This is a genomic window from Caballeronia sp. SL1002 (assembly GCF_057814995.1).
Genome location: NZ_JBYMUW010000005.1, coordinates 715,257 through 736,722, shown reverse-complemented (window position 1 = coordinate 736,722; position 21,466 = coordinate 715,257). Strand labels below are relative to the sequence as shown.

13 protein-coding genes are annotated in these 21,466 nt (G+C 62.0%); 7 read left to right on the top strand and 6 right to left on the bottom strand.

Annotated elements, in window-relative coordinates; translation table 11 throughout:
* Positions 1-694 precede the first annotated feature (694 nt).
* Positions 695-2,509 carry an NAD(P)/FAD-dependent oxidoreductase gene (locus tag AC3D25_RS27705; RefSeq protein WP_488891680.1) on the top strand — a complete coding sequence of 605 codons (1,815 nt, stop codon included), beginning with the start codon at positions 695-697 and terminating at the stop codon, positions 2,507-2,509.
* 40 nt (positions 2,510-2,549) lie between these two features.
* Here AC3D25_RS27705 and AC3D25_RS27700 read toward each other — a convergent pair whose 3' ends face one another.
* Both AC3D25_RS27700 and AC3D25_RS27695 read right to left on the bottom strand, forming a co-directional pair.
* Positions 2,550-2,684, bottom strand: a complete 135-nt coding sequence (locus AC3D25_RS27700; protein ID WP_488891679.1) for an MFS transporter small subunit — start codon at positions 2,682-2,684, stop codon at positions 2,550-2,552.
* A 16-nt stretch (positions 2,685-2,700) separates the two neighbouring features.
* On the bottom strand, positions 2,701-4,098 hold the full coding sequence (locus AC3D25_RS27695; protein ID WP_488891678.1) for an L-lactate MFS transporter: 1,398 nt from the start codon (positions 4,096-4,098) through the stop codon (positions 2,701-2,703).
* Between the two features lie 333 nt (positions 4,099-4,431).
* Here AC3D25_RS27695 and AC3D25_RS27690 point away from each other — a divergent pair, with 333 nt between their 5' ends.
* From AC3D25_RS27690 to AC3D25_RS27680, 3 genes are read left to right on the top strand one after another with little or no spacing between them, the layout of a single operon-like run.
* On the top strand, positions 4,432-7,623 hold the full coding sequence (locus tag AC3D25_RS27690) for an efflux RND transporter permease subunit (protein ID WP_488891677.1): 3,192 nt from the start codon (positions 4,432-4,434) through the stop codon (positions 7,621-7,623).
* A 39-nt stretch (positions 7,624-7,662) separates the two neighbouring features.
* Complete coding sequence (locus AC3D25_RS27685; protein ID WP_488891676.1) at positions 7,663-8,823, top strand: efflux RND transporter periplasmic adaptor subunit; 1,161 nt, start codon at positions 7,663-7,665, stop codon at positions 8,821-8,823.
* A complete protein-coding gene (locus AC3D25_RS27680; RefSeq protein ID WP_488891675.1) occupies positions 8,820-10,319 on the top strand; it encodes an efflux transporter outer membrane subunit in 1,500 nt (499 codons plus the stop codon). The genes AC3D25_RS27685 and AC3D25_RS27680 overlap by 4 nt, the downstream gene beginning before the upstream one ends.
* A gap of 128 nt (positions 10,320-10,447) precedes the next feature.
* Here the strand turns inward: AC3D25_RS27680 and AC3D25_RS27675 are convergent, their stop codons facing one another.
* Together AC3D25_RS27675 and AC3D25_RS27670 are read right to left on the bottom strand one after the other, a co-directional pair.
* Positions 10,448-11,377, bottom strand: coding sequence for an NAD(P)-dependent oxidoreductase (locus AC3D25_RS27675; RefSeq protein WP_488891674.1), 930 nt, complete (start codon positions 11,375-11,377; stop codon positions 10,448-10,450).
* 18 nt (positions 11,378-11,395) lie between these two features.
* Complete coding sequence (locus AC3D25_RS27670) at positions 11,396-12,571, bottom strand: fumarylacetoacetate hydrolase family protein (RefSeq protein ID WP_488891673.1); 1,176 nt, start codon at positions 12,569-12,571, stop codon at positions 11,396-11,398.
* Between the two features lie 127 nt (positions 12,572-12,698).
* Between AC3D25_RS27670 and AC3D25_RS27665 the strand changes: the two genes are divergently transcribed.
* The gene (locus AC3D25_RS27665) at positions 12,699-13,445 is read left to right on the top strand and encodes an IclR family transcriptional regulator (protein WP_488891672.1); all 747 of its coding nucleotides are present in this window, start codon (positions 12,699-12,701) and stop codon (positions 13,443-13,445) included.
* Between the two features lie 728 nt (positions 13,446-14,173).
* Here the strand turns inward: AC3D25_RS27665 and AC3D25_RS27660 are convergent.
* Positions 14,174-15,559: an MFS transporter gene (locus AC3D25_RS27660; protein WP_488891671.1), complete on the bottom strand. Its 1,386-nt coding sequence runs from the start codon at positions 15,557-15,559 to the stop codon at positions 14,174-14,176.
* A gap of 293 nt (positions 15,560-15,852) precedes the next feature.
* On the opposite strand from AC3D25_RS27660, the gene AC3D25_RS27655 reads away from it, so the two are divergent.
* Together AC3D25_RS27655 and AC3D25_RS27650 are read left to right on the top strand one after the other, a co-directional pair.
* Positions 15,853-16,860: a LacI family DNA-binding transcriptional regulator gene (locus AC3D25_RS27655; RefSeq protein ID WP_488892169.1), complete on the top strand. Its 1,008-nt coding sequence runs from the start codon at positions 15,853-15,855 to the stop codon at positions 16,858-16,860.
* 101 nt (positions 16,861-16,961) lie between these two features.
* On the top strand, positions 16,962-18,755 hold the full coding sequence (locus tag AC3D25_RS27650; RefSeq protein WP_488891670.1) for an IlvD/Edd family dehydratase: 1,794 nt from the start codon (positions 16,962-16,964) through the stop codon (positions 18,753-18,755).
* Between the two features lie 60 nt (positions 18,756-18,815).
* Here the strand turns inward: AC3D25_RS27650 and AC3D25_RS27645 are convergent, their stop codons facing one another.
* A complete protein-coding gene (locus tag AC3D25_RS27645) occupies positions 18,816-21,200 on the bottom strand; it encodes a phosphoketolase family protein (RefSeq protein ID WP_488891669.1) in 2,385 nt (794 codons plus the stop codon).
* Positions 21,201-21,466: the final 266 nt, after the last annotated feature.

Sequence of the window (21,466 nt, the reverse complement as noted above, 5' to 3'; positions counted from 1 at the left end):
TGGCGCGTTGCTTTTGTTGGCCTGTGCTTTCTGGGAACTTGCTTTCATGTAGGTTTATTAGCACGCCGCTGTGCGCGGCAGCAGTCACTTTCTTTGCTGCTGCAAAGAAAGTAACCAAAGAAAGCAGCGTGACCGTCTAAGTGTCCACCACTGGCATTAACCCGGAGTGGTGCGCAAGCTGATTCGGCCATCGCACCACAAGACAGAGTGGAGCCGCTCATTCATCCCAGCAGGCACGAAGTGCCTGCCGGTAAGGCATAACCGAATAAACCAAATCAAACCAAACCGATGGTTTTAGATATGCCCGTCGTCCGAGCGCAGCGAGGATGGAACTGACAGGCGCTGTGCCAATACCCTGAACTGCGAGTTAGCCGAGTCAGCTTGCGCGCCTATCCGTGAGGTTATGAGTGGTGGACACTTAGGCGGATAAGCTGCTTTCTTTGGTTACTTTCTTTGCAGCTAGCCAAAGAAAGTGACTGCTGCCGCGCATAGCGGCGTGCTAATAGACCTACATGAACGCAAGTTCACAAGAAGCGTAAGGCAACCCGACGGTGTAACCAACAGACCCCAAGCGATGCAAACCAACAACCCGCCGGCGAACAGATCGAAGGCAACGAAGATAAAAAAAACCCACGGGCTATGCACCCGTTTCTCAGCATCAAAATCAACATCCATTCATCGTGGAGGAGCGACCATGTCTGAGCAAGACAACAACCCGGACCAGCAAGTGTCCGGTGTCCTGGAACGTCTCGAAGCAGCATTGCGGGACCGCGATACGAAGAAGGCGGTCGAACTGTTCGATCCGGATTGCTTCTGGCGCGATCTCGTCACGTTCACCTGGAACATCAAGACGCTCGAAGGCCCTGACCAGATTGCCGCGATGCTCGACGCGCAAGTCGCGAGCGGCGCGGTGCGGCCGTCGAACTTTCGCATCGCCCCGGACGAACACGCGAGCGACGCGGGCGGCGTGACCCAAAGCTGGATCGCGTTCGAGACGGAAGTGGCGCGCGGTACGGGCTTCATACGACTGAAGGACGGACGCATCTGGACGCTCCTCACGACGATGAGCGAACTGAAGGGCCATGAGGAACCCAAGGGCACGCAGCGGCCGATGGGCGCGGTACACGGCGTGCGTACGGAGCGCAAGAGCTGGAAGGAGGAGCGCGAGGCGGAGTTGACGGAACTCGGCCGCGAACGGCAGCCGTATTGTCTGGTGGTGGGCGGCGGGCAGGGCGGCATCGCGCTCGGTGCGAGGCTGCGGCAACTGGGCGTGCCGGCCATCATCATCGACAAGAACGAGCGCCCCGGCGATGCGTGGCGGAAGCGCTATAAGTCGCTCTGCCTGCATGATCCGGTGTGGTACGACCATTTGCCGTATCTGCCGTTTCCGGATAACTGGCCGGTCTTCACGCCGAAGGACAAGATCGGCGACTGGCTGGAGATGTACACGAAGGTCATGGAGCTGAATTACTGGGGATCGACCGTATGCAAGTCCGCGCGCTACGACGACGACGCGGGCGAGTGGATCGTTGTGGTCGAACGCGGCGGCGAGGAGATGACCTTGCGCCCGAGGCAACTCGTGCTTGCAACCGGCATGTCGGGCAAAGCGAATATTCCTGCGTTCAAGGGTATGGACGTGTTCAAGGGCGAGCAGCATCACTCGTCGCAGCATCCGGGGCCGGACGCTTATCGCGACAAGAAGGTCGTGGTGATCGGCGCGAATAATTCGTCCCACGATATTTGCGCGGCGCTATGGGAAGCGGGCGTGGACGTGACGATGGTGCAGCGTTCGTCGACACATATCGTGAAGTCGGCGTCGCTGATGGAGCACGCGCTGGGCGACCTCTATTCGGAACGCGCGGTCGCCGCCGGCATGACGACCGGAAAGGCCGATCTTACGTTTGCGTCGATCCCGTACAAGATCCTGCACGAGTTCCAGGTGCCGGTCTTCAACACGATTCGCGACGAGGACGCCGAGTTCTACGACCGCCTGAAAAAGAGCGGCTTCATGCTCGATTTCGGCGACGACGATTCCGGGCTGTTCATGAAGTATCTGCGGCGCGGCTCGGGTTACTACATCGATGTGGGCGCGTCCGAACTCGTCGCGGACGGCAAGATCAAGCTGAAAAGCGGCGTGGACGTGAAGGAACTGAAGGAGCGCTCGGTCGTGCTTTCGGACGGCACCGAACTGGAAGCGGATGTAGTTGTGTATGCAACCGGTTACGGATCGATGAACGGCTGGGCGGCGGACCTGATCTCGAAAGAAGTTGCGGACAAGGTCGGCAAGGTGTGGGGACTCGGCTCGGCAACGACTAAAGATCCGGGTCCCTGGGAAGGCGAACTGCGCAACATGTGGAAGCCGACGCAGCAGCAGGCGTTGTGGTTCCATGGCGGCAACCTGCACCAGTCGCGGCATTACTCGCAATATCTGTCGCTGCAATTGAAGGCGCGGATGGAAGGGCTGCCGACGCCGGTCTTCGGGCTGCAGGAGGTGCATCACCTCTCGTAGCGTAGTGAAGCGGGCGCCTCGACGGCGCCCGTTTTTGCTATCAGCCGAACAGCTTCATCGCCTGCGTGATCGTATTCACGATACCCCACGCGAGCGGTGCCAGCACGTAGATCCAGAAAACCGCGAGCAGCAGCTTGTTGCTCGGATGCGCGTTCAGTTCTTCAGTGGCATTCATCGCAATCTCCCCGTCTTTATTTTGCGGCAAGCGCAGACGCGCTCATGTGATGTTTGTCATGCACGCGGCGCAGCAGCAGATTGCAGATGAATCCCGCCACGAGCAGTCCCGCCATGATGTGCAGCGTCAACGTGTAGGCATCGGCTTTCGGCACGCCGCGCGCCACTTCATACGCGCGGATGTAGTTCACGAGCACCGGACCGGCGATACCGGCGGCGGCCCACGCTGTCAGCAAGCGGCCATGAATGCCGCCGACGAACGCCGTGCCGAACAGGTCCGCGAGATACGCGGGGATGGTCGCGAAACCGCCGCCGTACATCGAGAGAATCACGCCGTAGGCAAGCACGAAGAGCGCGATGTTGCCGCTCTGCGCGAACTGCGGCACGAGGAAGTAAAGCACCGCGCCGAGCGCGAAAAACACGAAATACGTGTTCTTGCGGCCAAGCCAGTCGGATGCCGACGCCCACACGAAGCGCCCGCCCATATTGAAGAGCGAGAGCAGTCCGACGAAGCCCGCGGCGGCGGCTGCGGTAATCGACGTCTTGAAGCTTTCCTGGATCATCACCGAGGCTTGCCCGAGCACACCGATACCCGCTGTCACGTTCAAGAAAAGGACTAGCCAGAGCAGGTAGAACTGCGGCGTTCTCAGCGCCTGGTCGATGTGGACGTGATTGCGCGTGATGAGCTTGCTTGCGACGGTCGGTGGCGTCCAGCCCACCGGCTTCCAGTCGGGATGCGGCACGCGGATCGCGAGCGCGCCGATGGTCATCGAGATGAAGTACACCACGCCAAGAACTAGAAACGTCTCCGCCACGCCGTTGCTTGTCGCGGTCTTGAAGTGGTTCATCAACGCGACCGAGGCGGGCGCGGCGATCATCGCGCCGCCGCCGAAACCCATGATGGCCATGCCGGTCGCCATGCCGCGACGGTCCGGAAACCAGCGGATCAGAGTCGAGACGGGCGACACGTAGCCGAGGCCGAGTCCAATGCCGCCGATCACGCCGTAGCCGAGATACACAAGCACGATCTGATGCAGGTAAACCCCCGCTGCCGCGACCAGAAATCCGCCGCCGAAGCAACAGGCTGCGGTGAACATCGTGCGGCGCGGGCCGACTTTCTCCAGCCATTTGCCAGCGAACGCCGCCGATAAACCAAGGAAAACGATCGCGAGCGAGAAGATCCAGCCGAGCGTGGTGAGCGACCAGTCGTCCGGGGCCGATTGCGTAATGCCGATCACCTTCGTGAGCGGCGCGTTGAATACGGAAAACGCATACGCCTGCCCGATACACAAGTGCACGGCGAGCGCCGCAGGCGGCACCATCCATCGCGAGAATCCCGGCCCGGCGATGGTTGCTTCCTTGGAGAAAAATCCCGGCGTCGGTCTGACTGTCCGGTCGTGGGTGGTGCTATTCATGGTCGGTCTCCTGATCCCCGCGGCTGAGCGCCGGATTACGTGCAGCTTTTTATAAGTGTTCAAGTGTCTGACGATCGACACGGCTGAAACATAGACCAGGCTGCGCGGCGTTGGCAATATGTAGTGCAAGGGCATAAGCGTTTGCCCTGAGTCCGGCGGACCAAGGGCTTTCCACGAGTGGCCCGCCGTCACGCAAACGCTTGCGCCATTTGTTCTGAAGGCAACTTCTGTGTCATCGTATTGGCGTCATACGAATCGACAAGACGGACCTGCACGAGACAGGCGCACTCACTCAACCACGCGGCAACGTTCTAACGGGCAAGCGAATCATTCATGTGGATCGTCCGACTCGCGCTGAAGCGCCCGTACACCTTTATCGTTTTGTCGTTGCTCCTGCTGATCATCGGTCCGCTGACGATCATGCGCACGCCCACGGATATTTTTCCGAACATCGACATTCCGGTCGTCAGCGTGATCTGGAGTTATACGGGCCTGCCGCCCGACCAGATGGAGCGACGTATCACGCTCAACTACGAGCGCGGGCTGTCGGTCGCGGTCAACGATATCGAGCACATCGAGTCGGAATCGCTGCCGGGCATCGCGGTCATTCGCATTTATTTTCAGCCGAACGCGAACGTGGACGAGGCGATCGCGGAAATTACCGCGCTCTCGCAGACGCAGCTCCGCTCATTGCCGCCGGGCATCACGCCGCCGAATATCCTGCGCTTCAACGCGTCGACGGTGCCGATCCTGCGGCTCGCGCTGTCCTCGGCGGAACTCACCGAGCAGCAGCTTTACGACTTCGGCAACAGCTTTCTCAAGACGCAGCTCGCGACCGTGCAGGGCGCGTCCGTGCCGCTGCCTTATGGCGGCAAGCAGCGCCAGATCATGGTCGATATCGACTCGCGCAAGCTGCAGGCAAAGAACCTCGCGCCCACCGATGTGGTCAACGCGATCAGCGCGCAGAACCTGATTCTGCCGACGGGCACAGCCAAGATTGGCGCGACCGAATATTCGGTCGGCCTGAACGCGAGTCCGGACAGTATCGAAGGACTGAACGATCTGCCGATCCGTACCGGCCCGAACGGCACGATCTATATTCGCGACGTGGCGCACGTTCGCGACGGCTTCCAGCCGCAGACCAACATCGTGCGCGTGGACGGCACGCGCGCCGCGCTTCTGACCATCAATAAAAGCGGCAACGCGTCCACGCTGGATATCGTCGCGCGCGTGAAGGCGTTGCTGCCCACGTTGCACGGTCTCGTGCCGGCGTCGCTCAAGATCGAGCCGGTGTCGGATCAGTCGCTCTTCGTGCGGGCGTCGGTCTCCGGCGTGTTACGCGAGGCGGTGATCGCGGCGGGGCTGACGGCGCTGATGGTGCTGCTCTTTCTTGGAAGCTGGCGCGCGACGTTGATCATCGCGGTCTCGATACCGCTTTCGATGCTCGCCTCGGTGCTGCTGCTCGCGGCAATCGGGCAGACCATCAACATCATGACGCTCGGCGGTCTCGCGCTCGCGGTCGGTATTCTGGTGGACGACGCAACGGTCGCTATCGAAAATATCAGTCAGAATCTGGAGCAGGGCAAGGAGCTGGAGCAGGCGATCCTCGACGGCGCGCAGCAGATCGCAGTGCCGACGCTAGTCTCCACACTCTCGATCTGCATCGTGTTCATTCCGATGTTCCTGCTGACCGGTGTCGCGCATTATCTGTTCGTGCCGCTGGCGGAAGCCGTGGTGTTTGCGATGCTCGCGTCGTATTTTTTCTCGCGCACGCTGATCCCGACACTGGCGAAGTACCTCCTTCGCCATCACGAGCACATGGGCGGCGACATCGAGGGAATCCGCGAAACACGTAACCCGTTTCTGCGTATTCATCTCGCATTCGAGCATCGCTTCGAGAAGGTACGCACACGCTATCGCGGCTTTCTCGCGGCCCGGCTCGAACATCCTGGCCGCTTCGCGCTGATCTTCCTGTTGTGCTGCGTGCTGTCGCTCGGACTCATGCCATTCCTTGGCCGCGATTTCTTTCCCGCTGTGGATTCTGGCGAAATAGCGCTTCATTTACGCACTAAAACGGGTACGCGGATCGAAGAGACGGCGGCGCTCACGGATCGCGTCGATGCGCGCATACGGCAACTCATTCCCAAGGAAGAAGTGCGTTCGATCATCGACAACATGGGCTTGCCGGTGTCGGGCATCAACCTCTCGTACAGCAATACCGGCACCATCAGTTCGGCCGATGCCGATGTGCTCATCAGCCTGAACGAAAACCACAAGCCGACTGCCGACTATGTACATCTGCTGCGCCAGCGCCTGCCCGCTGAATTTCCGGGCGTCGCCTTCTCGTTCCTGCCCGCCGATATCGTTAGCCAGATTCTCAACTTCGGTACGCCCGCGCCGCTCGACATACAGATCGTCGGACGCGACGTGAAGGGCAATCGCGTGTTCGCGAACAATTTGCTGGAGAAGATCCGGCGCGTTCCCGGCCTGGTCGATGCGCGCATTCAGCAGCCCGCCGACCTGCCGACGATCGACGTGAAAGTGGATCGCACGAAAGCGATTCAGGCGGGCTTCACGCAGCGCGACGTGGCGAACAATCTGCTCATTACACTGTCCGGCAGCCAGCAGACGACGCCCACGTTCTGGCTCAATCCAGCGAACGGCGTGAGCTACAGCGTGATTACTTCAGCACCGCAATACGACATGGATTCGCTGCAATCGGTCGCGAATATTCCGCTGACCTCCGCGAGCGGCCGGACCAATCTGCTCGGCTCGCTCGCGACGCTCTCGCGCGGCTCGCGCGAAGCGGTGGTCACGCACTACAACGCGCAAACCAGCATCAATCTTTTTGCAACGACCGAGCGCCGCGATCTCGGCGCGGTGTCGGACGACGTGCAGAAGATCATCGACGCTTCTCGCGGCACATTGCCAAAAGGGTCGACGGTCGAGATACGCGGGCAAGTGGAGACGATGAACGCGTCGTTCAGTGGGCTCGCGTTCGGCTTGATCCTCGCGGTCGTGCTCGTGTATTTGCTGATCGTGGTGAACTTCCAGTCGTGGCTCGATCCGTTCATCATCATCACAGCGCTGCCGGGCGCACTCGCGGGCATCGTGTGGATGCTGTTCCTCACTCACACCACGCTGTCGATTCCGGCGCTGACGGGCGCGATCATGTGTATCGGTATCGCCACCGCGAACAGTATTCTTGTCATCAGCTTCGCGCGTTCGGAGCTTCGCGACGGCCGCGATCCGGTGGCCGCCGCGCTCGAAGCCGGCTTCACGCGCTTCCGCCCCGTCTTGATGACGGCGCTCGCCATGATGATCGGCATGGTGCCGATGGCGATCGGCCTGGGCGAGGGCGGCGAACAGAACGCGCCGCTGGGACGCGCGGTGATCGGCGGCTTGATGGTCGGCACGATAGCGACGCTGTTCTTCGTGCCGGTCGTTTTTTCGATGATCTATTCGCGGCTCGCCAAACGCAATGCTGCTGCTGGCGACGCACCGCCCGCAGCAGAGCAATCCTAGGCGCCGCAAGACACGCATCAAGCATTATCTGGAGACTTCATGGAACAGCAGGAAAGCAGCCGAAGGCCAGCATCGAAGCGCGGTCGAATATGGCTGCTGGTCATCGCGCTGGTGGTGATCGCGCTCGTCGCTCAAGGCGTGTTGTCGCGACGTTCCGCGCACGCGGAACTCGAACGCGACGCCGCGCAATACAGCGTGCAGACGGTGGAAGTGATCGCGCCGACGCGCATGAAGGGCACGCAGGATCTGATTCTGGCGGGCGATATCCGGGCCTTTTCCGATGCGCCGATTTTCGCGCGCGTGAACGGCTATTTGAAGCGCTGGACCGTGGATATCGGGCAGCATGTGAAGAAGGGCCAGTTGCTCGCGGAGATCGACGCGCCGGAAACCAACGACCAACTGCGTCAGGCGCGCGCCGACGAACAAACGGCGCGCGCGAATTATCTGCTCGCGAAAACCACGTCGGATCGCTGGGCGCAGATGCTCAGGAACAATTCCGTCTCGCGGCAGGAGACCGACGAGAAGAACGGCGACATGCTCGCGAAGCAGGCCGCGCTCAATGCGTCGCAAGCGAACGTGTCGCGGCTTTCGCAACTCGTGTCGTTTCAGAATATCTACGCACCGTTCGACGGCGTGGTCACGGCGCGCAACACGGACGTCGGGCAACTGATCGACGCGGGCAGCGGCGCGGGCGGGCGCGAGTTGTTCCATGTGCAGGACGCGAGCACGTTGCGGGTGTTTGTCGATGTGCCGCAGGCGTATGCGCGGCTCGTGCATGTCGGGTTGCCGGCGGAACTGCTGCTCACGGAACAGGGCGACCGCAAGTTCGAGGGCGTGACGGTGCGCACGGCGGGCGCGGTCGATCCGGTAGCGCGCACGATGAGAGTCGAGGTCGATGTGAAGAATCCAGCAGGTGATCTGCTCGCGGGCGCGTATGCGCAAGTGCGTTTCAAGCTGACGAGCGCGAACCCTGCCGTGATGCTGCCCGGCAATGCGCTGCTGTTCCGGCCCGAGGGTGTGCGCGCGGCGACCGTCGATACGAACGGGCGTGTGAAGCTCGTGCCGATCGTGCTGGGCACGGACTACGGCACGCGCGTCGCGATCCAATCGGGTCTGACCGGCGACGAACGGGTGATCGTGAATCCGCCGGATTCGATTGTCGAAGGTGCGAGCGTGCGCATCGGGAAGAAAGCGCCATGAAGCCGCTGCTGTGGATCGCGGGGCCGCTTTTAGCCGCATCGTTCGCGGGCTGCACGGTCGGTCCCGACTACGCGCGTCCCGCGATGCCGACGCCCGCCGCGTACAAATCCGCCGATCCAGCCGATCCAGCCGACCCGCGCACCGCACAGGACTGGAAGCCCGCAGAACCCGCCGACATGCACGCGCGTACCGCGTGGTGGACCGTCTACGGCGATCCGCAACTCGATGCGCTGGAGGAGAAGGTCGCGTCGGCGAACCAGTCCGTGGCCGCGGCGGCCGCGCGTTTTCGTGGCGCGCGCGCAGCGGTTGCGCAAAGCCGTTCCGCGTATTTTCCAAAGGTGACGGCGAATGCCGCGTTCAATCAGTCGAGCGCGTCGTCGAACATCTTGTACAAATCGAGCGCGGGCGTAACCGTGCCGGACTACCTCATCGACGCGCAGATTTCGTGGGAGCCCGACTTGTGGGGCCGCATCTCGCGCGCGGTTGAAGGCGGGAAAGCCGAGGAAGAAGCGAGCGCCGCCGATCTTCAAAGCGCGATCCTGTCGATGCAGGCCGAACTCGCGACGAACTACTTCACGCTGCGCGCCACGGTTCAGGAAGAACGCCTTCTGCAGCAGACGCTCGGTGCCTACGAAAAAGCGCTTGCGCTCACGCGTGATCGTTTCGCGGGCGGCGTAGCGGCTGAGTCTGATGTCGCGCAGGCCGAGGAGCAGTTGAAATCGACCGAAGCGCAATCGATCGATCTGGAATCGGCGAAGAACAGTCTCGTCAACGCAATCGCGATCCTGACCGGCGAGTCGCCTTCCACGTTTACGCTCGACGTTCCCGCGCTCAACGAAGCGAACTCGCCGAACCCATCGGCCGCGCTCGATGCGTTGCCGCTCGGCATTCCGTCCGCACTGCTCGAACGGCGGCCCGATATCGCGGCGGCCGAGCGGCGCGTGGCGGCCGCGAACGCGCGCGTGGGCGTTGCCACAGCCGCGTTCTTTCCGAACCTCCTGCTGGCCGCGACAGGCGGCCTGGAGGCGACCAATTTCAGTTCATGGCTGATGGCGCCGAGCCGCTTCTGGTCGCTCGGGCCCCAGCTTGCGTTCACGGTGCTCGACTTCGGCGGACGAGCGGCCGCGCGCGATGCGGCGCGGGCCGTGTATGACGAAAGCGTCGCGGATTACCGGCAAACCGTGCTTACCGCGTTCGGTCAGGTCGAAGACAATCTGGATGCACTGCGGGTCTTGCGCCGCGAACTCGATGCACAGCGCGACGCGGTTTCGGCGGCGGAGCGCGCGTTAGGCAAGGTGGGTGATCGATATTCGAATGGCGCAGTCACTTACCTCAGCGTGGTGGTGACGCAAGCAATCGTTTTGTCCGATCAACGCGCCGCCGTGCAGATCGAGCGGCGCAGAATGGCCGCGAGCGTCGCGCTGGTGAAGGCGCTGGGCGGCGGATGGCATGCAGCCGATCTGCCGGGCGAGGCGCAAATATCTCACAGTGAATGACATGTTGGCGTTCGCGAGAGTTATCAACAGATTCTGTTGACAGAGCTGTTGATAACTCCTGAGCACGCCGCGCAAATGCTTGATGCAACAGGGATTGGCATGCGCGATGCATGCCGCGCCGTCGCGCATCAATCGCGACGGCTGACGGGCAGGCCGTTCTCGCGCCGAATTTCGCGGATCAAGCCGCTGTGGTCGAGATCGCCGTCCCCATGCTCGACCATCGCGGCGAACAACGCATCGACGATCTTCGCGACCGGCAGTTCCAGACCCAGCGACGCCGCGCGTGCGAGTGCGGTGCGCGTATCCTTCAGTTGATACTTCGCCGGGCCGCCGGGCGCGAACGATTCGTCGATCATGCGCTTGCCGTGCTTCTGCATGATCGGCGAATCGGCGAAGCCTCCGCCTAATGCCTCGCGAACCTTCGCCGGATCCGCACCGCCACGCTCGGCAAACAGCAGCGCTTCGGCCACGGTCGCAATCGTGCTCGCGACGATCAACTGGTTCGCGAGCTTGGTCAGCTGTCCGCATCCCACAGGGCCGACCCGCACCGGATGTCCCATCGCGACGAACAAGGGACGGGCGGCTTCGAAGGCCGCCTCGTCGCCGCCGACCATGATGGCGAGGCTGCCGTCGATCGCGCCCGGCTGGCCGCCCGAGACCGGCGCGTCGAGATAGCGGACACCGTGTGCGACGCAGCGACGCGCGTGATCGAGCGCTGTTTCCACCGGGATCGAACTCATCACGATCACCATCGCGCCTGAGTCGAGCGCCGCGACTGCACCACTTGCGGCCTCGTTCTCGCCCGTGTTTTCGCCGAACAATACGGCGTCGCAAGTCGGCCCGTCACTCAGCATGGCGACGAGCACACCGGCCCCGCGCGCCGCGTCCTCAGGCGTCGCGCATACGGTCGCGCCCGCCTTTTCCAGCGCATCGAGCTTGTCCTTCGAGCGGTTCCATGCCTGCACGCGATAACCCGCGTCGAGCAGGTTACGCGCCATCGGCTCGCCCATCAGGCCCGTGCCGAGAAAGCCGACGATCTGGTTCGCTGCATCGTTCATGCTGACCTCGTCGTCTGCTTAGCGCAACAATCCGCGCGCCGCGAGATTCGCATAAAGCGCGCGCACGCCAAACGTCCACGGCGGAATCTCGGTTGAGAAGCGCACGGTGTTGACGAGCGCGCCGAGGCTCGGTGTCGAGATGGTCACGACGTCGCCTAAGTGATGCGTGAAGCCGCCGCCGGGTGTGTCGCGGTCTTTGATCGGCGAGAACATGGTGCCGAGAAACAGCATGAAGCCATCGGGATACTGGTGATGCGCGCCGTGAGTCTGACTGACGAGGTCTTCGGGATCGCGGCTGATCTCGCTCATGTGGCTCACGCCTTCGAGCACGAAGCCATCGTCCGCGCCTTCGATCTTCAGCGAAACGCTAGAGGCACGCACGGTGTCGAGCGTGAAGTGCTCGTCGAGGAGCCGCACGAACGGGCCGATCGAACACGACCCGTTGTTGTCCTTGGCCTTGCCGAGCAGCAGCGCGCTACGGCCTTCGATATCGCGCAGGTTCACGTCGTTGCCGAGCGTCGCTCCGACGATGCGGCCCGCACTGTTCACGGCCAGTACGATCTCAGGTTCCGGGTTATTCCACTGCGACGTGGGATAGAGGCCGACTTCCGCGCCGAGTCCAACCGATGACATCGGCTGCGATTTCGAAAACACTTCCGCATCCGGACCGATGCCCACTTCCATGTATTGCGACCACGCGCCGCGCCGTTCGAGTTCGGCCTTGAGTTTCGCGGCGCTCTCGGAGCCTGGACGGATTTGCGAAAGATCCGCGCCGATCAGCTTGTTGATGGTCTCGCGCACTTCCTGCGCGCGCGCCGCGTCGCCGCCGGCCTGTTCCTCGATCACCCGTTCGAGCAGGCTCACGGCGAACGTGACGCCGCACGCCTTGATGGCTTGCACATCGCACGGCGCGAGCAGGCGCAGGCCATCGGGCTTTGCATCGAGCGTGGCCTGGACCAGATCTTCGATCGAGCCGAGATGTTCGCCTTGCGCGCTGCGTGCAAGTTCGAGCGCATCCGGGCGGTCGAAGAGGTCGGCTGTCGTCGCGACGGCGTGGGTGATGTCGAATACCTGAGCGTCGCGCACGACAAAGACCGACGGGCCGTTCACCGGAGCGGGACGCCAGACGCGGCCGATCAGGATTGCCTGGGCGAGGTCGTCGGGAAGACAGGAGGAAGCTGTGACTGGCTGCATGTTGTTCGTACCATCGCGCGTGTCGGAAGGGAAACCGATCGTAGCCCGCGGGGGATGCGGTGTCCATTGTGTTGCAACTTTATCCAACCTGTTGGAATATCGGGAGGTCGAAAAAAGAGGCGCTGCAATGGAAAAGACTTACGAGGTACCCGCGCTGCGGCGTGCGAACGACTTACTGGAGTTGCTCTCCGGCGCGCCCAAGCCGGTGCGGGCCGCCGCATTGCTGGATGCGACCGGGCTTTCGCGCAGCACCTTGTATTTGATGCTCGATACGCTCGAACGCCTTCAATGGATCGAGAAGCGTGACGACGGCTATATCGTCGGCGTGCGGCTTTTCGAACTGGGTAATGCTTATGTGCGTCACGATGGCATGCAGGCCGCGTTTCGCGCGCAGGCGGGTGCGTTCATCGCCAAGCATAACGAGGTGGTTCAACTTGCGGTGCTCGACGGCGCGGAGGTGGTCTATATCGCTCGCGAGGATGCGCAGCGACCGGTGCGTCTCGTCTCCGATCTCGGCTCGCGCTTGCCGGCTCATTGCTGTGCGCTTGGCAAGGCCCTGCTTGCGGGCTTGACCAATGATGTGTTGGTCGCGAGGCTCCCTGAGCGGCTTGAAGCGGTGACGCCACGCACTATTACGCGGCGTGCGAGTTTTATCCGCGAATTGGACGTCGTGAGGAAGAGTGGGCTTGCTGCGGAGCGGGAGGAAGTGACGGCGGGGCTTGCGTGCTTCGCGGCGTTTGTTGGCGTGACGCCGTTGGGGAAGCGTGTGGCCGTTAGTACGAGTGTGCCGGTTGGGCGGCTCGATGCGCGGCGCGAGAAGTTGATTTCGATTGGAATCGTTGAGTTGGCGGCGAAGATTCGCCTCGCACTTTAGTTTTGCGTTGAACGCGGGGTTTTGGGTTTGCTGGCGCTCCCTGGGAACTTGCTTTCGTGTAGGTCTATTAGCACGCCGCTATGCGCGGCAGCAGTCACTTTCTTTGCTGCTGCAAAGAAAGTAACCAAAGAAAGCAGCTAGTTCGCCTAAGTGTCCACCACGAATAACCTCGCGGATAGGCGCGCAGGCTGATTCGGCTATCTCGAAGTTCAAGGTATTGGCACAGCACCTGCCAGTTCCATCCTCGCTGTGCTCGGACGACGGGCGCATCAAGGACCAGCGGTCGGTTTGGTTTGGTTTTTCGGTTATGCCTTACCGACAGGCACTTCGTGCCTGTCGGGATGAATGAGCGGCTCCACTCTGTTGTGTGGAGCGATGGCCGAATCAGCTTGCGAACCACTCCGGGTTACGGTTCGTGGTGGACACTTAGGCGGATAAGCTGCTTTCTTTGGTTACTTTCTTTGCAGCAGCAAAGAAAGTGACTGCTGCCGCGCATAGCGGCGCGCTAATAAACCTACACGAAAGCAAGTTCCATAGAAGCGCCCGAACATCAGACGGTGTAACCCACCCTGGAGCCGCCCTACGGCGCCGAAACCCGTGCTGCTTTCTTTGCTCACTTTCTTTGCAGCTAGCCAAAAAAAGTCACCGCTGCCGCGCACAGCGGCGTGCTAATAAACGCACACGGAAGCAAGTTCCCAGTAAGCGCAGGCATACCAAACCCATGCACCTCAAGCGGCTCGCCCGCGCCCAATCGCATTGCCAAGTTCAGTAAGATCCCGACCCTTGGTCTCGATAGAGAGCATCGTCCCAACAAGCGTAAGCACCGAAAGCGTCGCCATATAAACGCCCATCACCCAAAACTGTCCACCCGACAACCCCACGAGAAAGAGTCCGAGCAACGGAGCAAGACCCCCCGCGAGCATCGCGCCGATCTCCCGTGACAACGCCACACCCGAGTATCGATAGCGATTGCCGAACAGTTCCGCAAAGTGCGCGCACTGCGACCCGAGCATGCTGTTCGCGCCGATGGAGAAGCCGCCTACCAGCGCGATCGTGACGAGCAACGAGTCGCCCGTGCCGATCATCCACCACGCGGGGACGGCCCACACAACCGAAAAAATCGCGCCGGCCTTGTACACCGTCAGCCTGCCGATCCGGTCCGTCAATGCGCCGAATAGCGGCGTCGTGAACACGCTCAGCAAGCTCGCGATCAGCACCGCGCGCGTGCCGATGGCGGCGAGTTCGGCTGTGGGAATGTGCCGCTGCACAGCGGTGAATCCGGTCAGATACGCAATGGCAACGGCGGTATAGATCGTCGATCCGCCAGTTTCGGCAAGCCGCATCAACGCCGTGGCGACGAGCGGGCGGCGGCCGGTCTTAAGCATCAATCGCATCGGCGCGTGAATCACTTCGCGATTCGCTTCGAGTTGCTCGAACACCGGGCTTTCCTTGAGACGCAAGCGAATCCAGATCGCCATGCCGATCAACACGACGCTGCCGACAAACGGAATCCGCCAGCCCCACGAAAGCATCTCGGCTTCGCTCAGCGTGAGCTGGAGAATCTTGAAACTGAGCGTAGCGAGCGTCAGGCCCGTGAAGATGCCGATGAAGGGAAGCGCTGAATAAAAGCCGCGTCGCTCGACGGGCGCCATTTCCGCCATCAACGTGGCCGCCCCGGTTTGTTCCGCGCCCGCGCCGAAGCCCTGCATCAGGCGCAACACGACGAGCAAAACCGCGCCAATCGCGCCGGTCGGCAAGAGACCGATGAGCGTGGTCGCCACGCCCATCAGCGCGACCGTTGCCAATAAAACGAATTTGCGTCCTTTGCGATCGCCGAGCGAACCGAAGAAGAGTCCGCCGAGCGGTCGCGCCAGGAAGCCCGCGCCGAAGGTCGCGAAACTTGCAAGCACGCCTGCGGTGCTGCCGAGCCCCGCGAAGAAAACGTGATTGAAGACGAGCGCGGACGCCAGGCCGTAAATGGCGAAGTCGTAGTATTCGAGCGCGCTGCCGACTGCGCCCGTGAAGATCGCGCGGCGCAATTGCTCGACCGACGGTGCGCTTCGCGCGGTTTCACCGCCGGCTGCACTGGTTTCGAGGGTTGCCTGGGAATTCATTTTGCCTCCTGATGCGTTGCCGGCGGATTCGCTGCGGTAAGGTGAAAAGTGCCCGAACGGGTACGTTCCAGCCATTTGGCGCGCAAAATGATACCGGTAACGTATTTTTAAATTAGCACGCGCTGTTTCGCATCGACAAGGCGAACCGTGCAATGGTTTTCCCGTAGAGACCGTCTCCGCGCATCGGAGAAACGCGCAGGCGCACGGCGACGCTGGTTATCATACGAACCTGTTCCGACTTCCTATCTCTCTCGATGATCGACAAGGTCACATTGCAATCCGGCCCGCCGCGCATGTCCGACGTGGCGCAACTCGCCGGCGTATCGAAGATGACCGTTTCGCGCGTGCTCGCGGGGCACAGCGTCGCGCAGGCAACGCGTGAACGTGTGCAGCACGCCATCGATGAACTCGGCTACGTGGCCGATGCGGCGGCGGGCGCGCTGTCGTCGGGCCGCTCGGAATTCGTCGCGGTGCTCGTGCCGTCGCTGGCAAGCTCCAACTTCTCCGATACCGTGCGCGGGCTCGCGGCGACGCTCGAACCGCACGGTCTTCAGTTGCTGCTCGGCGATACCGATTACCGCCTCGATCAGGAAGAGCGCCTCGTGCGGTCGATGCTTCGGCATCAGCCGCGCTGTATCGCATTGACTGGCGGCCAGCATACGGACGCTACGCGCACCCTGTTGCAACGTGCAGGCGTTCCGGTGGTGGAAATGTGGGATCTGCCGATGAAGCCTATCGACGGCGCGGTCGGTTTTTCGAACGTGAAGGCGGCAAGGGCGATGGTCCGCTATCTTCACGAACGCGGCTATGAGCGGATCGGATTTCTTGGCGGTGCGAGCGAACTCGATCGTCGCGGGCTGGACCGTTTGCGCGGCTATCTCGCCGAAACCGAAGCGCTGCAATTAGGCGAGCCGCGTGTCGTGCGACTCGGTGAATCGCCGATTACGATGAATCACGGCGGGCCCGCCGTCGAGGCACTGCTCGATCAATGGCCCGATACGCAGGCGGTAATGTGCGTGAGCGACATGTCTGCGTTCGGCGCGATCATGGCGTGTCAGCGGCGCGGCATGAAGGTGCCGGACGATATCGCGATCGCGGGTTTCGGCAACTTCGAAGTGTCGTGGTGCTGTCACCCGACCATCACCACGGTGTCGGTCGACGCCTATGGCATCGGCGTGAAGAGCGGCGAAGCGCTGCTCGTCGCGCTCGGCATGGCGGAGCCGCGGGCGGGAAAGCGCGGCAAGCCGGACGGCAAGCGCGTCGCGATCGACTATGCTGTGATTGCGCGCGAAAGCGCCTGACGCAACCCGCTCAGGGATTTCCCGCAGTTGTAGGCTCACCGCCGCGCGCGTAGGATATCGTGCTGTTACCGGTAACAAATTTACCGCAGCGAGCGTAAAAAATGAGCGATACATCGAACCCCGCACCGCGTCGTCTGAGAAGCCAGAAATGGTTCGACGATCCTTCCAACGCCGACATGACCGCGCTGTATGTCGAGCGCTTCATGAATTACGGCCTCACGCGCGAAGAACTGCAATCAGGCCGGCCGATCATCGGGATCGCGCAGACGGGTAGCGACCTCGCGCCGTGCAACCGGCATCACATCGAACTCGCGCAGCGCACGAAGGCGGCCATTCGCGACGCCGGCGGCATTCCGATGGAATTCCCCGTGCATCCGCTCGCGGAACAGAGCCGCAGGCCCACTGCCGCGCTCGACCGTAATCTTGCGTACCTCGGTCTTGTCGAAATACTGCACGGCTATCCGCTCGACGGCGTCGTGCTCACGACCGGTTGCGACAAGACGACGCCCGCGTGCCTGATGGCGGCGGCGACCGTCGATATGCCGGCCATCGTGCTCTCCGGCGGACCGATGCTCGACGGCTGGCATCAGGGCAAGCGGGTCGGCTCCGGCACGGTCATCTGGCACGCGCGCAATCTGCTGGCGGCGGGCGAGATCGACTATGAAGGATTCATGGAACTGACGACCGCGTCGTCGCCCTCGGTCGGCCATTGCAACACGATGGGTACCGCGCTTTCGATGAACAGTCTTGCCGAAGCGCTCGGCATGTCGCTGCCAGGTTGCGCAAGCATTCCGGCAGCGTATCGCGAGCGCGGACAGATGGCGTATGCAACGGGCAAGCGCATTGTCGAGATGGTGCGCGAGGACATTCGTCCGTCGCACATCATGACCCGCGATGCGTTTGAAAACGCGATCGTCGTGGCATCCGCGCTAGGTGCATCGAGCAACTGTCCGCCGCATTTGATTGCGATTGCGCGGCACATGGGCGTTGAACTGAGCCTCGACGACTGGCAGCGCGTGGGCGTGGACGTTCCGATGCTCGTGAACTGCATGCCCGCAGGCGAGTATCTCGGCGAAAGTTTTCATCGTTCGGGCGGCGTGCCGGCCGTATTGCGCCAGTTGTCCGAAGCGGGTTTGCTCCATGGCGAGTGCATGACGGTGTCGGGGCGGCTCATCGGTGAGATCGCGGCCGCCGCGCCCGATGCCGATGCCGACGTGATCCGGTCGCATCGCGATCCGCTGAAGCATGGCGCGGGGTTTATCGTGTTGTCCGGAAATTTCTTCGACAGCGCGATCATGAAGATGTCGGTGGTCGGCGAGGCATTTCAGCGAACCTATCTGAGCGAGCCGGGCGCGGAAAACACGTTCGAAGCGCGAGCGATCGTGTTCGAAGGACCGGAGGATTACCACGCGCGCATCAACGATCCATCGCTTGAAATCGACGAGCGCTGCATTCTCGTGATTCGCGGCTGCGGCACCGTTGGTTATCCGGGTAGCGCGGAAGTTGTCAACATGGCGCCGCCGACCGCGCTCATCAAGGCGGGCATCACGTCGCTGCCTTGCATGGGCGATGGTCGCCAGAGCGGCACGTCGGCGAGCCCGTCGATCCTCAACATGTCGCCGGAAGCGGCCGTGGGCGGGGGATTGTCGCTGCTCAAAACGGGCGACCGCATTCGCGTCGATCTCAACGCGCGCAGCGTCAACGTGCTAGTGGATGCAGACGAACTCGCCCGGCGCCGTGAACACGCAAGCTATCGTGCGCCCGAATCGCAGACTCCATGGCAGGAGTTGTACCGCCAACTTGTCGGGCAGCTTTCGACGGGCGCGTGCCTCGAACCCGCGACGCTGTATCTGAAGGTGATCGAACAGCGGGGCGATCCGCGTCACTCGCATTGAACGCGACGTCGCGTTAAAGAAAGCGAGGCCGTTGCACGGCCTCGCTGCTTTTGCTGCGCTTTATCCCGTCCAGGTCCAGTTGCGAATTTCGTCGCGATCAATACCCTCCGCGTGCGCGTAGCGAATGCTTTCGATAATCTGATCCTTCAACCAGTTCTTTGCATGCGCGCCCGTATCGCGGAGTCGCGGCACGCGGTCGATCACGTCGATGGCAAGGTTATAGCGGTCCACTTCGTTGATGATCGCAAGCTCGAATGGCGTGTTGATGTTGCCCTTCTCGCGGTAGCCGTGCACGTGCATGTTCTCGTGATTCGTGCGGTTGTACGTGAGTTTGTGCACGAGCGTCGGATACGAATGGAAGTTGAATATGACAGGGCGGTCGCGCGTAAAAAGCGAATCGAAGTCGCGCGCGGAAAGGCCATGCGGGTGATCGGTATCGGGCATCAGGCGGAACAGGTCCACCACGTTCACGAAGCGGATGCGCAGGTCGGGAAACTGCTGCTTCAGTATCTCGACGGCCGCGAGCGATTCCATCGTCGCGATGTCTCCCGCGCACGCCATGACCACATCCGGTTCGCGGCCCTGATCGGTGGACGCCCAGTCCCAGATGCCGACGCCTTTCGCGCAATGGACGATCGCGCCCGCCATGTCGAGATACTGCAGGTGCGGCTGCTTGTCCGCGACGATCACGTTCACGTAGTCGTGCGTCCGCAGGCAATGATCGGCCACGCTCAAGAGGCAATTGGCATCGGGCGGCAAATAAATGCGTACCACTTCAGGACTCTTGTTCGTGACGACATCGAGAAAGCCGGGGTCCTGATGCGTGAAACCGTTGTGATCCTGACGCCAGACGAGCGACGTGATGAGCAGGTTGATCGACGGAACGGGCGCGCGCCAATCGAGTTCCTTCTTGGCCTTTTCGAGCCATTTTGCGTGCTGGTTGAACATTGAATCGATCACGTGCACGAAGGCTTCGTAAGTCGCGAAAAGACCGTGCCGACCAGTCAGCACGTAACCTTCGAACCAGCCTTCGAGCGTGTGTTCGCTCAGCATTTCCATCACGCGGCCATCGGTCGCGAGCGCGCCGCCGTCGCTGTCCTCGGGCTTGTATTCCGCGATCCAGCGTTTGCCCGACGCTTCATACACACCATCGAGCTTGTTGCTCGCGGTTTCGTCCGGACCGAACAGTCGAAAATTATTCATGTTGCGGCGGATCACGTCGCGCAGGAACGTCGCGAGCACGGCGGTCGGCGATTCGTACGTTGCAGCGGGCTTCTTGACTTCGAATCCGTAATCGCGGATATCGGGCAGCGCGAGCGCATGCCGCAAGCGTCCGCCGTTAGCGTGCGGATTCGCGCTGATTCTTCGCTCGCCAACGGGCGCGAGCGCGCGCAGTTCGGGAATAAGCTGACCTTGTTCGTCGAATAGCGCTTCGGGCTGGTAACTGCGCATCCAGTCTTCGAGCAGCTTGAGGCTTTTCGTGTTGGTCGCCGGGTCGAGCACGGGCACCTGATGCGAGCGCCAGAAATCTTCCACCTTGTGCCCGTTGACCTCTTTCGGACCCGTCCAGCCCTTGGGCGAACGCAGCACGATCATCGGCCAGCGCGGACGCGTGGCGTCGTTGTTCGCGCGCGCATGCGCCTGAATCGCCTTGATCTCAGCCACGCATTGCGCGAGCGTCGCCGCCATCCGCTGATGCATGTCGGCAGGTTCGTGACCCTCCACGAAATACGGCTTATAGCCATAGCCGACGAATAGCGCCTCCAGTTCCTCGTGCGGAATGCGCGCGAGGATGGTCGGATTCGCGATCTTGTATCCATTCAGATGAAGAATCGGAAGCACCGCGCCGTCGAGCACCGGATCGAGGAATTTGTTCGAATGCCACGAGGTGGCAAGTGGCCCGGTCTCGGCCTCGCCATCGCCGACCATGACAGCCACGATCAGCTCCGGGTTGTCGAATGCCGCGCCGAAACCGTGCGAGAGGCTATAGCCCAACTCGCCGCCTTCGTGAATCGAACCCGGCGTCTCGGGCGTGCAATGCGAACCGATGCCACCGGGCGACGAGAACAGCCGGAACAGCTTGAGCATGCCGGTTTCATCGGCGCTTCGATCCGGATAGACCTCGGAGTAATAGCCTTCCAGATACGAATTAGAGAGCGTGGCCGGCGCGCCGTGACCCGGGCCGGACACGAACATGACATCGAGATCCTGCTCGACGATCAGCCGGTTCAGATGCACCCAGACGAACGATTGTCCGGGGTCGGATCCCCAATGCCCGAGGAGACGCCGCTTGATGTGCTCGGGACGCAGCCGTTCGCGCAGCAGCGGATTCGCACGCAAATAGATCATGCCGACCGAGAGGTAATTGCACGCGCGCCAGTAGGCGTCGATTTTCTGCAATAGTTCGGGAGAAAGGGGATGTTCCTGTTGCGGACGTTCGTTCAATTGCCTCTCCTTCGATGCGGTTAGAGTCGATCTGGCGATGCGCCCCGGTTCGAGAGCGCGCCGCGTGCCGAGTTCCGCGCGCGGCACGCGGTTTTCGCGCTGGACCGAGTCAGTGGGCCTGCTCGTTTCGCTGCATGCAACAACGGTTGTGGAGGCGTTGCCGTGCCTCCCCGCCGCATGACGTGTATCATCCGGCCTACCGGTTTTCCGTGCCGCCTCGCGGCATTCTGGCCGCTGTAGCGCGTGTCCCGGCCGCGCAGCCCGCG